Origin of the sequence: Flavimarina sp. Hel_I_48, from assembly GCF_000733945.1 — a bacterium.
In the GTDB taxonomy this organism is placed as follows: Bacteria; Bacteroidota; Bacteroidia; order Flavobacteriales; family Flavobacteriaceae; genus Leeuwenhoekiella.
The window spans coordinates 78,549-91,687 of sequence record NZ_JPOL01000003.1 but is presented as its reverse complement, the minus strand read 5'-3'; the positions used below and the strand labels follow the sequence as shown (position 1 = coordinate 91,687).

General features: G+C 39.8%; 12 protein-coding genes. 3 read left to right on the top strand and 9 right to left on the bottom strand.

Going from position 1 to position 13,139, the window contains the following annotated elements:
• Positions 1 to 5: 5 nt before the first annotated feature.
• The 8 genes from P162_RS16295 to P162_RS16260 form a co-directional block, all read right to left on the bottom strand.
• Positions 6 to 1,430 carry a glycoside hydrolase family 125 protein gene (locus P162_RS16295; protein ID WP_031428904.1) on the bottom strand — a complete coding sequence of 475 codons (1,425 nt, stop codon included), beginning with the start codon at positions 1,428 to 1,430 and terminating at the stop codon, positions 6 to 8.
• A gap of 187 nt (positions 1,431 to 1,617) precedes the next feature.
• Positions 1,618 to 3,204, bottom strand: coding sequence for a RagB/SusD family nutrient uptake outer membrane protein (locus tag P162_RS16290; protein WP_031428903.1), 1,587 nt, complete (start codon positions 3,202 to 3,204; stop codon positions 1,618 to 1,620).
• 5 nt (positions 3,205 to 3,209) lie between these two features.
• On the bottom strand, positions 3,210 to 6,332 hold the full coding sequence (locus P162_RS16285; RefSeq protein WP_051908108.1) for a SusC/RagA family TonB-linked outer membrane protein: 3,123 nt from the start codon (positions 6,330 to 6,332) through the stop codon (positions 3,210 to 3,212).
• 175 nt (positions 6,333 to 6,507) lie between these two features.
• The gene (locus P162_RS16280) at positions 6,508 to 6,864 is read right to left on the bottom strand and encodes a response regulator (protein WP_031428901.1); all 357 of its coding nucleotides are present in this window, start codon (positions 6,862 to 6,864) and stop codon (positions 6,508 to 6,510) included.
• A 15-nt stretch (positions 6,865 to 6,879) separates the two neighbouring features.
• On the bottom strand, positions 6,880 to 7,827 hold the full coding sequence (locus P162_RS16275; protein WP_031428900.1) for an alpha/beta hydrolase: 948 nt from the start codon (positions 7,825 to 7,827) through the stop codon (positions 6,880 to 6,882).
• A 182-nt stretch (positions 7,828 to 8,009) separates the two neighbouring features.
• Positions 8,010 to 9,572 (bottom strand): NAD(P)/FAD-dependent oxidoreductase, encoded by a 1,563-nt coding sequence (locus P162_RS16270; protein WP_031428899.1) that lies wholly within the window; start codon positions 9,570 to 9,572, stop codon positions 8,010 to 8,012.
• 38 nt (positions 9,573 to 9,610) lie between these two features.
• Positions 9,611 to 9,829: a VF530 family DNA-binding protein gene (locus tag P162_RS16265; protein WP_031428898.1), complete on the bottom strand. Its 219-nt coding sequence runs from the start codon at positions 9,827 to 9,829 to the stop codon at positions 9,611 to 9,613.
• 20 nt (positions 9,830 to 9,849) lie between these two features.
• Complete coding sequence (locus tag P162_RS16260; protein WP_031428897.1) at positions 9,850 to 11,112, bottom strand: NAD(P)/FAD-dependent oxidoreductase; 1,263 nt, start codon at positions 11,110 to 11,112, stop codon at positions 9,850 to 9,852.
• Between the two features lie 178 nt (positions 11,113 to 11,290).
• Between P162_RS16260 and P162_RS16255 the strand changes: the two genes are divergently transcribed.
• The 3 genes from P162_RS16255 to P162_RS16245 all read left to right on the top strand — a co-directional run bounded on the left by P162_RS16255 (position 11,291) and on the right by P162_RS16245 (position 12,465).
• The gene (locus P162_RS16255; RefSeq protein ID WP_031428896.1) at positions 11,291 to 11,635 is read left to right on the top strand and encodes a DoxX family protein; all 345 of its coding nucleotides are present in this window, start codon (positions 11,291 to 11,293) and stop codon (positions 11,633 to 11,635) included.
• A complete protein-coding gene (locus P162_RS16250) occupies positions 11,636 to 11,980 on the top strand; it encodes a DoxX family protein (RefSeq protein WP_031428895.1) in 345 nt (114 codons plus the stop codon).
• A 110-nt stretch (positions 11,981 to 12,090) separates the two neighbouring features.
• Complete coding sequence (locus tag P162_RS16245) at positions 12,091 to 12,465, top strand: DUF2237 family protein (protein WP_031428894.1); 375 nt, start codon at positions 12,091 to 12,093, stop codon at positions 12,463 to 12,465.
• A 73-nt stretch (positions 12,466 to 12,538) separates the two neighbouring features.
• Here P162_RS16245 and P162_RS16240 read toward each other — a convergent pair whose 3' ends face one another.
• The gene (locus tag P162_RS16240) at positions 12,539 to 12,919 is read right to left on the bottom strand and encodes a hypothetical protein (protein WP_031428893.1); all 381 of its coding nucleotides are present in this window, start codon (positions 12,917 to 12,919) and stop codon (positions 12,539 to 12,541) included.
• Positions 12,920 to 13,139 lie beyond the last annotated feature (220 nt).

The window sequence follows — 13,139 nt, the reverse complement described above, 5'->3', positions numbered from 1 at the left end:
TTACTTTAAGAAAGTGCTTCGGGATTTTCGGTATAGGTTTTCCATAATAATTCACCGAATAATGTATTGGACCATGCAAACCATTTACGGGTAAAGTCTGATGGATCATCTTTATGGAAGCCTTCGTGCATAAAGCCGGTCCCAGCGTGCGTATTTTTCAGCATTTTAATGCATTCTTTGATTTCTGAAGGATCATTGCTGGTAAGTCCGCGCATGGTGATAGACATGGGCCAAATATAGTCCATACCCACGTGCGGCCCGCCAATGCCTTCTGCCGCGGTACCTTTAAAGAAAAAAGGATTATCTTCTGAAAGTACAAAATTACGCGTGTTCTTATAGATTTCATCATTTGCATCCACCGCGTCCAGGTAGGGAAGGGATAAAAGACTGGGAACATTAGAATCGTCCATAAGTAATTTTCCGCCAAAACCATCTACCTCAAAAGCGTATATTTTGCCGTATTTTTCCTGATCAACAACCGCATAATTGGCCAGCGCTTCTTTTACTTCATCACTCAGTGCTTTTAATGCTGTCGCAGTATCGGCATCCTTAGCGATTTCCAGCATCATCTCTGCCGCCTGGTTGAGGCTGACCACCGCAAAAAAGTTGGACGGAATCAAAAATGAAAAAACAGTGGCATCATCACTGGGACGGAAAGCTGAGGCAATCAAACCAACCGGATTTACCGGATAGCCATAACCTTTTAGCGGTCGGGTATCAGTTGCATTCGCCGTTTGCCGCTGAAAAGAATATGGACCGCGATCTTCTTTTTGCTGCTGTTCTTTAAAAGTTTTCAGCGTGTTTTTTATGGCCTGTTGCCAGTTTTTATCAAACGGAGCCGTATCGCCCGTGTTTTTCCAGTAATTATAAGCAAGCCGAATGGGATAGCAAAGGGAATCAATCTCGTATTTACGTTCGTGAACGCCGGGTTGCATATCTGTAAAATCGCTCATCCACTCCCCTTCTTTATTGGGATCGTTGTAAAATGCATTGGCATACGGATCCTTAAGAATGTACTGCGTTTGCCGGTTGATCACCCCGGCAATAAGGTTTTTGAGTTCTTTATGTTCGCCGGTAAACTGCATGTAAGGCCATACCTGGGCCGAACTGTCACGCAGCCACATGGCGTCAATATCACCGGTGATTACATAAGTATCAGGTTTGCCGTTTTCGGTGTTGTAGGTTACGGTCGTATCTAAGGTATTTGGGAAACAGTTATTGAACAACCAGCCCAGTTCTTCATCTTTTACATTTTTCTGAAAGGTTTTGATCGCGTTTTCTATCGCTGGGCTTTCAAAATTGCGTTTTCCTTTCGCAGTACGTACCACGGGAAAATCTTTAGTAAATGGATTTGCCATTAAATGTGAAGGGTTGACAAATGTCAATCCGCTTGCGAGTGCGGTATTTTGTATAAATTTTCTTCTTTGCATGCTATTGAGATATTATTTTTTTATCGATCTCTTCCAAATTAAAAGTTGCCAAATGCAGAAGAGTCTTTCTTAAATTAAAAAAGGTCTTTTCAGGATAATGAAAAGACCTTTTTAATGGGCGCTTTATGCCCATGATTCTTGATTTTAATTACAGATCTATGTGATAAAATAGATTGGAATTATTGGTCTAATACCCTGGGTTTTGAGTCAATTGTGGATTACGTTGAATCTCAGATTGGGCGATAGGCAACAATAAGTTCTTTTCTTCAAAAGTTTTACCGAAAGTATTTTGACTTCCCACGATATTCTTAAAGGAAGTATTGCCATTTACTCCATTTGATATTTTACGCGTGCGTACCATATCAAACCAAAGTTTCATATCAAAAATCAATTCCCGGTTACGTTCTGTCCAGACTTCTTCTACAAAATCATTCACTGATAATCCAGAAAGTTGTGCCCTTATCGTTTCAGGATCTGTGTTCCAGTAAGCCCTTGCGCGCACTTGAGTCAAATAATTAACGGCTTCTGCGTTTACACCTTCAGAAAGTGCAACTGCCTCAGCAGCTACAAGCAGCGCTTCAGAATAACTATATACCCTGGTGTTCTTTGAAGATTGCGCCGTGGTAAAAAATGCTTCTTCATCTAGCCAAATATAAGGCGTAACAGGAAAATTGAGTTCTTCCCCATCATCTGTGACATAGGACGTGTGAAAATATTGTTTTTCCTGTACCCTAAGGTCAAGGTCCTGGTCATATTGACCATACAATTCTGCTCGGGGACCGTATGCATTTTGAATATTACCATAAGCAGATCCTACACTACCACTGGTGGAAGCTGGAAAAGACCACTGTGGAAAAGGTGAAGTCCTAATTCCCGCCTCATATTCAACCTGATACACATATTCATTACCTACTGCCAGTTCCTTTCTGATTAGGTTATAAGCACTATTTTCGAGTACCACATCCCCATTATCATCACGTTCATGAGGCGTTAGTGTAAATGCACCACTATTTACCACCGCACGTGCTGCAGCAGCCGCATTTGCATAATTATTTTCCTGTAGAGGAAAACCACTCATGGTCAAATATACATCAGCGAGAACCATTTGAACGGTCTCCCTCGTAATACGGTAATTGTTGTTTACCATATTTCCATTAGGTAGTTTACCAGTAGCCGCAGCATCGGTCAGGTCCAAAAGAATTTGATCGTAAATTGAAGCAATTGGATCGCGAGGTGGATAAATCTCATTTATATTTTCAATAGGATTTAATATAAGAGGTACATCACCAAATATGCGTACCAAATAAAAATAGGCGAATCCTCTAAAAAATTTAGCCTGTGCAGTTAGGCTAACCCGTTCTACATCTGTTAAACCAGGAGTATCTGGAATATTAGCTATCGCTATGTTCGCTCCGGCAATCCCTCTGTAAAGATCAGCCCACATCCTATTAAGGTCATCATCAACATTGTTAGGAGTGATCAATAACTGCTGTGCCAGATTGACCTGTCTTTCCTGACCATTAAACTCGTTGCTAAAGAAGCCCGAAAGGTATTGAAGGTACATAACTTGTGTACCATTAAAGACACCACCGCTCAGGTACATTTGAGGCACACCATTTTGATATAAATAGTTTACGGCACTTTCTGCCTGGCCGGGTTCTGTAAAATATTGATCTACACCTAAGGAGTCCCTGGGTTCCTCCTCCAGAAATTCTGAACAGGATACCGTAAACGCCATTAGGATGAAAAAAGGTATTATATTTTTATAGTTCATAGCTATTAAAATTTAAAGTTGAAACCAAGGGTAAACGTTCTTGGTCTTGGATATTGAAAAAAGAAAATATTCTGGCCGAATTGGCTATCATTCGAAGATCCTTCTGGATCAAAACCCTGAAAATCGTCAGACTGTACCACAAAAGCATTGTCAACACTTGTATAGATCCTCAAGCTCTGTACACCTAAAGAAGTAACAAATTCATTTGGAAATGTATATCCTAACGTAAATAGGTTTCCTCTTAAATAAGAACCGTCAGCAACCCAATGGCTGTCTACCTGACTGTTCTGCCCAGAGAGACCCTGATTTCTGATTTGCTGTACTTGAGTGTCTTGATTGTTTGGAGTCCATCCTTGTGTAAGGATAGTCCTTAAACCGTTTGCGATACCCGTTCTATCTTCAATGGAGTGGGTTGCCTGCTGGAGGATGTCAACATCGTAAACGAATTGCAGGTCTACGGCAAAATCAAAATTCCCCAATCTGAAATTGTTGATAAAACTACCGGTCCATTTAGGAAGGCCATTACCGATGATCGTTCTTTCGGTAGAGCGTTTTGCCTCCCCAGGTATAGCACCCACTGCGGCAGCTTCCTCAACTTCATCAGTTCCCCAGGTACCTAAACGCTCCAGACCCCAGAAAGAAGCAACGGGCTCCCCTACACGAAGGATCGTATTACTGCCCGATACAAAATTTGGCCCAGGAAAGATATCTTCATTGTTAGCACCTAATTCTTCGATTCTGTTTTGATTGAAGTTCAAGTTGATTTTTGACTCCCAGTAAAATGTTTCTGTTGAGTATGTAGAACCTAAAGCAAATTCAACCCCTTTGTTAGATATGGAACCTATGTTATCCCTGATTGTAGAGAAACCGGTAGATCTTGGAATAGGCCTGTCTAAAAGCAAATCTTCCGTAAGTTTATAATAATAGTCCATTTCTAAACTAATACGTGGATTGGATCGTGTGGAAATTTCCATACCCACGTCAAACTGAGTTGTGGTTTCCCAGCCTACATCCGGATTAGGGATACGGCTAACAAAGCTATCATTTACACGCTGGCCATTGACCAATGCAGTTCCAGAAGATATGGTTGCAAGCGTAGAGTAAGGATCAATTTCCGTATTACCGGTGATACCATAGCTTGTCCTTAATTTTAAACGATCAATGAAATTGGATTCCGAAAGAAAGCCTTCTTCAGAAATCACCCAGCCCAAACCAATCGATGGAAAGAAACCGTATTTATTATTGGCTCCAAAACGGGACGAACCATCAGCCCTACCAGTCAAGGTTACCAAATATCTGTCCTTGTAAGTATAGCCAGCTCTCGCAAAATAGGAGTTGATGGACCAAGAATTATATTCTGAGCGAGGCTCGCCAAAAACACTACCAGACTGTAAACGATAAAAGGACAGTGAATTATCCGGAAAACCTTCAGATCTAGCGCTAAATGCAAAGAAATCACGCTCTTGCCAACTAGCACCAAGAACTCCATTTACACGGGAGTCACCGAACGATTTGTTATAGGAAAGAAAGTTTTCTTGTTGCCAGTAGGTATATTTTTCTTCTGAAACACTAGCGGAACCAAGTGGCGCCGACGTATTTAAGAGATCATTAGGTGAAAAATACCTGAAAGTCCTGTCCTGCTTATCAACACCAAATTGTGTTTTAAAGTCCAGGCCATCCGCTATATTGAACTGAAAATATACATTTCCAAAAACCTGATTCCGCAGGTTATTACGCACTTGCGTTTCCATCACATGAACAGGGTTTGCCATGGATTCAATGTTATAAGGATCTGTAATCATCCTACTGTTAGAATAGGTTCCGTCAGGAAAACGAACCGGGAAAATAGGAGGCATCTCGATCATGGTACGACGAGGTACCTGGCCACCGCCGCCTTCTTCGTAGCCATTTTCTTTTGTATAGTTGACAAGTAAGTTGGCACCAAAGGACAACCAGTCCTTTATTTCTGAATCGTACGTTATTTTACCGTTCCATCGCTCCAGATCATTGTTCAACATAATTCCTTCAGTGTCCGAAAAGTTTAGGAAGGCACCTACAGAAGATTTTCCATTATTAGACCGAACAGCAAGTTGATGGTTATGAGATATGGCGGTACGTGTGGCTTCTTCTTGCCAGTCAGTATCATATAAAGGATTTCCGTTGCTGTCAAAGATATTGGGGTCAGATTTAGTGAATACAGGAGCCGGCTCATTGGGGTTATATTTTGTCGCATTCGCAAAACCGGTTTCCACAACTTCCAGCCATTCTTCGGCATTTAGGAGATCCATCTTTTTACGTAGGCTACCTATACTCATGTAACTGTCATAAGACACATAAACACCCTCAGTCTTGGCCCCTCTCTTTGTAGTTACCAGGATTACCCCATTTGCACCACGGGCACCATAAATAGCAGTAGAAGATGCATCTTTTAGTACTTCCATACTTTCTATGTTGTTAGGATTTAAAAATTGGATATCCTGCATTACTACACCATCCACTACATAAAGCGGAGAAGAGCTTGAATTGATCGTTCCCAAACCGCGAATGATCACCCTGGGCGCCGCAGTAGGACTACCGGAATTAAGGTACACGTTTGCACCCGCAACTTTACCTTGTAAACCCTGCAAAGCGTTAGTAACAGGTCTTTGCAGCAAATCTTCTCCCTGAACGCTGGAAACGGATCCTGTTACATCAGATTTACGCTGCGTACCATACCCTACCACAACAACCTCTTCAAGAGCTTCGGTATCTCCTTCCATTTGGACATCAAGTGATCCACTTGAACTGGCCGTTTTTTCCTGGTTGACCATACCCACATAAGAAAAAACCAGGCTCGCTCCAGTTTCAATTACATCGATTGAATAATTACCGTCAAAATCTGTTACAACGCCATTATTTGTTCCCTTCTCCTGTACGCTCACACCTGGCAAAGCCATCCCGGTTGGATCTGTAACAGTACCGGTAACGGTTGTTTGACTTTGCAATGTACTATGACCCATAAAAGGCATAGCAAAAGTAAATGTGATGAAGAGCAATAAACTTAGTGCTCTTACTTTTTCAATTTTTCCGTGCTTACGTCTTTTCCGCTGAAAGACATAGGCAAATTCAGAGTAGTACAAATTTGTCATAGGTTATATATTTAGATTAACCGAAACTACTAAAACCTTTTAGTATGACAATGCAAATAATATTAAATTATCAAAATTTAACATTCAACTTTGTTGATTATATGCCCTAATGTTGGAAAAATTATAAATAAAACAACCACACATAAATGATATGGCAGATATTGAACCTGATAAATTAATATAGAAAATGTTCTACTTTAAAAAGCATATTTTGGATTTCAAAAGGTTTTTCTAAAAAATCATCTGCACCGGAGAGTAGGCATCCCTTTTTCGCACTTTCTAGAGCAGACATCATAATTACTGGAATTTTTGAAGTAACATAACTAGATTTGATTTTTTCACACAAAAGTGTGCCATCTAAATTCCCCAGACGCTTATCGAGCAAAATAAGATCCACCTCCGGAAGTTTAAGATTTTTAAAACTATTTTCAAATTTTTCAATGATATGAACCTTGTATCCCTTGTGCTCAAAAAAGTATTCGAGCATTTCGCAAATAATATGATCATCATCAACAATTAAAATCCTTTTCATCAATATTCCTTTCCGCTATTTTAGAGGTAACAATTTATGCGTTTGAAGCCATAAATTTAACGCATTTGGCCATGCATTATGAGTAGCTCCAGTACCTAGGCCAAAACCATGACCACCATTTTCATAAATATGCATTTCTGCGGGTACTTTATAGGTATTCAGAGCGGTAAAATATGTAAGGCTGTTCTCTACGGGCACGGCGCCATCGTCTGCCGCATGTATCAAAAATGTTTTGGGAGTAGCACTGTCTATTTGTTTTTCATTTGAATAGTTTTCCATGAGTTCCATAGTAGGGGATTTGCCCAGGAGATTTTCACGCGAACCTTTATGTGTTATGTCATCTAACATACTAATAACCGGATAAATAAGTATGGAAAAATCTGGCTTCGCACTGCTTTCACTTGAATTTTCATAGACCTTTTTATTGTAATGCGTGCTCAACGTACTTGCCAAATGCCCTCCTGCAGAAAATCCCATAATACCTACTTTATTCTCATCAATACCATATTTTTTAGCGTTTGTACGAACCAAGCGTATCGCTTGCTGTGCATCTTGAAGTGGGCCTATTGACTTGTCTTCCATTATCTCTTCGCTGGGAAGTCGATATTTTAGTACAAAAGCTGTGATTCCCCTTTCATTAAACCATTGTGCAATTTTAAAGCCTTCTTTATTAATAGCTAAAAAGCCATAACCGCCTCCTGGACAAATTACTACAGCCGTACCGTTGGGTTTACTGGGTTTAAAAAGGGTCATTTCTGGGACCGTAACTTGACTGACACCTACGAGTTGTTCGCCTTCCATCTCCTGCTTTTCTGTATAGGTAGCACTTTTTATTTCTCCCGGAATTCCACCTTCCCAAAGTTCTATTTTTTCCTGGGTGTGAGCAGATGAAATTAATAATGAACAAATAAGTACCATAAATGCTGTTTTTTTATCTTTTTTGATGGTTTTATAGTTTTTCATATCATATTTATTGAATAGCTATTAAAAATAGCCTATTCTCCACTATAGAGGAACAAATTGTGATATTTTAATATGATAAAATACCTCACACACCATTCTAAGCAGCGACAAAATAATTCTTTAGTCAAATAATGAAACAGAGGTATTCATTAGATGGATTTTTAAAAGAACCCTATAGGAGTTTAACTTTCCGCCTTTAACTTTTCTACAATTGCATCTACACAGTTGATTCCATCAATGGCGGCAGACATAATCCCGCCTGCATAACCTGCTCCTTCCCCGCAAGGATAAAGTCCGCTGATTTCGATATGTTCCAGGGTTTTCATATCACGTGGAATAGAAACCGGAGACGAAGTCCTGCTTTCCGGCGCATGCAAAATAGCATCGTTAGTCAAATATCCTTTCATCTTTTTCCCGAAAAGGACGAAGGCTTTTCGCAATCGGCGAGCAATCATAGGCGGAAGTACATCATTAAGATCTACAGAAACAATTCCGGGTTGGTAAGAGGTTTTAGGTAAATCCCTCGATATTCTTCCTTCCACAAAATCTATCATGCGCTGGGCGGGTACTTGCTGGGTTTTACCGGCAGCTTCCCAACATCTGCGTTCCACCATTTTCTGGAAATCAAGCGTAATAAATGGGTTTTCAGGGTCAAAATTCGGCAAATCTTTCGGTTCTATACTTACTACAACACCGCTGTTTGCATAAGGGTTATTGCGCTTGCTGGGACTCCATCCATTGGTCACCACTTCTTCCTGTTCTGTAGCGCACGGAGCGATTATACCCCCGGGACACATACAAAAGGAATAAACACCCAGACCATCTACCTGCTCAACCAGACTGTATGCCGCAGGCGGCAGGTATGGATTGTCTTGATCGCCGTGATATTGTATTTTATTGATAAGCGCTTGTTGATGCTCGGCACGCACGCCCAGCGCGAAAGCTTTTGCCTCGATCTTTATGTTTTTTTCATGAAGTAGATAAAAAATATCGCGGGCGGAATGTCCCGTGGCGAGAATGATATTTTCTGCATCGTACCATTTTTCGGCATTAATCTCTATGGCATTGACCGCTTTATTAGCTAGCCTTATATCTGTCAATTTCGAATTAAAATGCACCTCGCCACCTTCATTTAAGATCGTTTCGCGCATCGCAGTAATGATCTTCGGTAATTTGTTTGTGCCTATGTGGGGATGGGCATCTACCAGTATATCTGGATCTGCGCCAAAATGCACAAACCATTCCAGCGCTTTAAGTACGTTGCCGCGTTTTTTAGAACGGGTGTATAATTTCCCATCAGAATACGTACCCGCTCCTCCTTCACCAAAGCAATAATTGGATTCTGGATTGACGGTTTGTTCTTTGTTGATAATGGCCAGGTCACGACGGCGTTCGCGTACATCTTTACCACGTTCAAAAAGGATAGGTTTTATACCGGCTTCCAGTGCGCGCAGGGCTGCATAAATCCCGGCGGGACCGGCACCTATGATGATTATTTCGTTTTGACTACGAATTGGTTCTGGTTGAAAAGGTGGAAGTTTGCCACGTTCCTCATCTTTTTGCCATAGTTCAATTTGCACCTGAAGTTTTACGGGATTTTGCCTTGCGTCAATAGAACGTTTTCTGATACGCCATTCCCTAATATTTGCTTCCTTTAGGCGCCCTTTAGAAAGTGCTTTTTTAAGCAGTAACGCGCGATCTTCTACTTCCTGCGGAAGAATGGAAATTTGTACCAGTGTACTCATAAAATTGGCTGATTATAGTGAAAAACGGGTCTTAAAGGCTATTTTTTAACCGATTTTAGGTATAATTCCTCTACTTTGAGACGGGCCCACGGCGTTTTCCGAAGGAATTTTAGGCTGGATTTTATCGATGGATCATGGGTAAAACATCTAATATTGATACGGTCTCCCAGGGCGGTCCAGCCGTGTTTGTCTACTAGAAAATCGAGGATTTCAGCAAGTTTTACGCCGTGTAGGGGATTATTGGGTTGTGCTTCCATAAAAGGTTTGGTTTTTAAAATTAGCCCAGGATCGTTCCACCCTGTATTTTTTTCAGTACTGCCATTGCGGCCCGTTCGCCCGCAATCATCGCTGCGTTTAATGAGGGATTGAGCAATTGATCGCCTGCTAGAAATATACCATTTGTAAGTTGTGTTTCCGTGGGTGACATTTCATACTGCAATTGTGAAATATCCGGCAGTGCTTTTTTAATGGTGAATTGTTTCAAAAACGTGGCTCCCGTGATCTTACAATACTTCTCCAAGTCTGCAAGTATACGTTCTACCAACTGTTTTTCGGTCAAATTAGTCGGTTTTACCACAGTGACCGACAATAATTCACGCGCACCCTGCGCTTCGGTTTTTACCGAAGTATGATAGAAAATATTATTTATCAGGGATTCTGTATCTGCAACTAAACCAATTATGGCCTTTTGAATTTTTCTCTTATCAACTTCAAAATAGAGATTTATACAAGATTTCCAGGGAATTTCCTGATTTTTAAGATTAGTCACAAGATTACTTGCGGTTGTGGCAATAATGGTATTTTCACTGGGAATAACAGTACCATTTTCTAAGAAAATAGTGCCTTCTTCAACACGTTCTACAGGGGTGTTGAAATGAAATTTTGTTTTTTTCAACTTTGCCTTCAATTGTTTCGGTATTGCCGAAATTCCCCTTTTAGGGATATACGCGCTACCTTCCCCAAAGAGCTTAAAAACAAATTGAAACATACGGCTTGATGTGGCCAGGTTAGGCTCTAAAAAAATTCCGCTGAAAAAGGGTCTGAAGAAACGATGGATTACACGTTCTGAAAACCCAAAATCTTTCAAAAATTCTAATGAAGTCTGTTCCTTCTCTTCAAAAATAGCGTTTAAAGAAGTATTTTTCAGTTTCATATAAAGTTGAATCATCTTCGCTTTATCCCTTAAGTTCGCCAGTGAAGATGTGAGCGTGGGCACTAAAAATGACAGCTGACGTAAAGGATCGCCTATAGTGCTTTTTTTATCACTAAAAAACACTACCGCTCCTGGCAGAATTTCCTGTAAATCCAATGCGTCGTACTCCAGATATTGCTTTGCTTTAGGATAAGCGCCCAGTAAAATCTGGAAACCGTGATCCAACTGATAGTTATTATGCATTTCCGTTTTAAGACGTCCCCCTTCTTGGCTGGTACTTTCGTATATAACCGGAGCGTAGCCCTGCTCTTCCAGTACCAGCGCAGCGATAAGACCGCTGATTCCCGCGCCTATGATATGCACGGTACTCTTTTCGTTCCCTTCCATAATTTTCTTGTAAAAATAGCTAAATGTTATCGGATCGCCTGTGAACTGGAACAGGTTAATAGCGCAAAAAAAAAATTGGGCGTAGTAGTTTTTATGCTGTCTGTACTTCGTTGAAATGAGCTTTATCTAAATATAGTTTTGTCTAACTTTTTTTACCTAAATTTAAACAAAAAAAACTATGACAACATTATCTACACTTGCTATTTTAATTATAGCAGTTTCCATTATTATTGTTTGGGTATTTCGGTTTGACAATATTGTAAAGGAATTTAAGCAGTATGGTTTACCTGACATTGTACGCAATATGGTAGGGGCCGCAAAGATTGCGATTTCCACATTACTGGTTGCAGGCATATGGTATGACTCGCCTGTAGTCTGGCCAACACTGGCAATGGCATTTTTGATGCTTTGCGCACAGGTTGCACATATTAAAGTAAGAAATCCTTTTGTAAAATATTTACCTTCTCTGGCACTTTTAGTCCTTTCTTTATACGTGGCTGGGGTTTATTCAGAAGTACTTTAAATGAGCTTTCTCCATATAACTATGCTCGTTGTGGCTGCTTCCTTTTTAGGATATGGTTTTAGCTGTATCTTTAGTGATCGTATGCAACAGGAATTTATACGCTTTGGTCTGGAAAAGTGGCGCGTGTTTACAGGTATTTTACAAATCCTGGGAGCGCTTGGGCTGGCGATAGGTGTCAAGATTTCAATGATAGGGGCTATTGCAGCGCTGGGTTTGGCATTGTTGATGTTTTTAGGGTTTTTAACACGATTGAAAATCAACGATGGTATTAAAGCCTCTGCCCCTTCCTTTATATTGATGCTTCTCAATGCATACTTAAGTTATTGCAATTTTCAATTGCTTTAAATCCGTAGGTTGAATTTAATTTTTAGTTTACGAATTCACGAAATTTTAAACGTTATTTCTCAATTATTTGATTAGGCTAAATAATCAATTTATTTTTCACATAATTAAAAATGGAAAAGAAAACTTCAAAAAATATACTGGGAACTAATCTGATTTCCTGTTGCCTAGATCCTGTTACGGGCTATTTTAGGGACGGTTTCTGCAATACAGATTTATCAGATCAGGGGACACATATCGTATGTGCAATCATGACCAGTGAATTCCTGAACTATTCCGCGTTAAAAGGTAATGATCTGATTACGCCCAAGCCGCAATGGCAATTTCCCGGACTTAAAGCCGGTGATAAATGGTGTCTTTGTATTAATCGCTGGTTAGAAGCTGTAGATGCCGGCAAAGCACCTAAAATCGTGTTGGAGTCTTGCCATAAGGACGTTTTGCTCTATGCAAATCTCGAACTTTTAGAACAATATCAGTTTAAAGAATAGTTGCAATAAAAAACCTTCGCATTGCTTTATTTAAAACAATACGAAGGTTCTATTTTATTGGACAAATATGATCTTAACTTGCCATTGCCTGGCGATCTGCGAACTGACGCTGAATATTTTGCTGAAGTTTCTTTGAAGCGGTGTCCATGATATTGAGACTTTCCCCATTCAGGGTACAGTTCATTTTAAAAGTACCACCTTCCTCCTGATGCGATATTTCAGAAGTTCCTTTAACGAGTACTTTCACCCCTTTTTCCAACTTACTGATTATATCACTGGGTTCTTCAATATACTGAAGGGAAACAGACCAATCAGTTGCAATTGCTTTAATGCTACCATTAGAATCTTTCATCTCATCTTCATGTACCATTTTAAAGGTTACAATATAACCCTGATCACCCATTTTTAATTGAGCTGCTGTCTTAAGTGTTCCGGAAACAAAAACTGTGTTCATAATTTAATAATTTGGGGGATGATTAACATTTACTTTTCAAGCATTCATATTATAATTACTGAACAAATATAGTAGTTTAATTCTTACAAAACAAATGATAAAATTTCACTTTAGCCTCTGTTTGTATAATGCTCTGATTATAAGACCAATAAAAAATAATTAACGATAAAATATTTAAATTTTATTAAAATAATTAACTTTTAGTCCCATTAAATAAACT

Coding starts and splice junctions, on each gene's coding strand:
- P162_RS16295 (WP_031428904.1), bottom strand. CDS start 1,430: ATGCAAAGAAGAAAATTTATACAAAATACCGCACTCGCAAGCGGATTG.
- P162_RS16290 (WP_031428903.1), bottom strand. CDS start 3,204: ATGAACTATAAAAATATAATACCTTTTTTCATCCTAATGGCGTTTACG.
- P162_RS16285 (WP_051908108.1), bottom strand. CDS start 6,332: ATGACAAATTTGTACTACTCTGAATTTGCCTATGTCTTTCAGCGGAAA.
- P162_RS16280 (WP_031428901.1), bottom strand. CDS start 6,864: ATGAAAAGGATTTTAATTGTTGATGATGATCATATTATTTGCGAAATG.
- P162_RS16275 (WP_031428900.1), bottom strand. CDS start 7,827: ATGAAAAACTATAAAACCATCAAAAAAGATAAAAAAACAGCATTTATG.
- P162_RS16270 (WP_031428899.1), bottom strand. CDS start 9,572: ATGAGTACACTGGTACAAATTTCCATTCTTCCGCAGGAAGTAGAAGAT.
- P162_RS16265 (WP_031428898.1), bottom strand. CDS start 9,829: ATGGAAGCACAACCCAATAATCCCCTACACGGCGTAAAACTTGCTGAA.
- P162_RS16260 (WP_031428897.1), bottom strand. CDS start 11,112: ATGGAAGGGAACGAAAAGAGTACCGTGCATATCATAGGCGCGGGAATC.
- P162_RS16255 (WP_031428896.1), top strand. CDS start 11,291: ATGACAACATTATCTACACTTGCTATTTTAATTATAGCAGTTTCCATT.
- P162_RS16250 (WP_031428895.1), top strand. CDS start 11,636: ATGAGCTTTCTCCATATAACTATGCTCGTTGTGGCTGCTTCCTTTTTA.
- P162_RS16245 (WP_031428894.1), top strand. CDS start 12,091: ATGGAAAAGAAAACTTCAAAAAATATACTGGGAACTAATCTGATTTCC.
- P162_RS16240 (WP_031428893.1), bottom strand. CDS start 12,919: ATGAACACAGTTTTTGTTTCCGGAACACTTAAGACAGCAGCTCAATTA.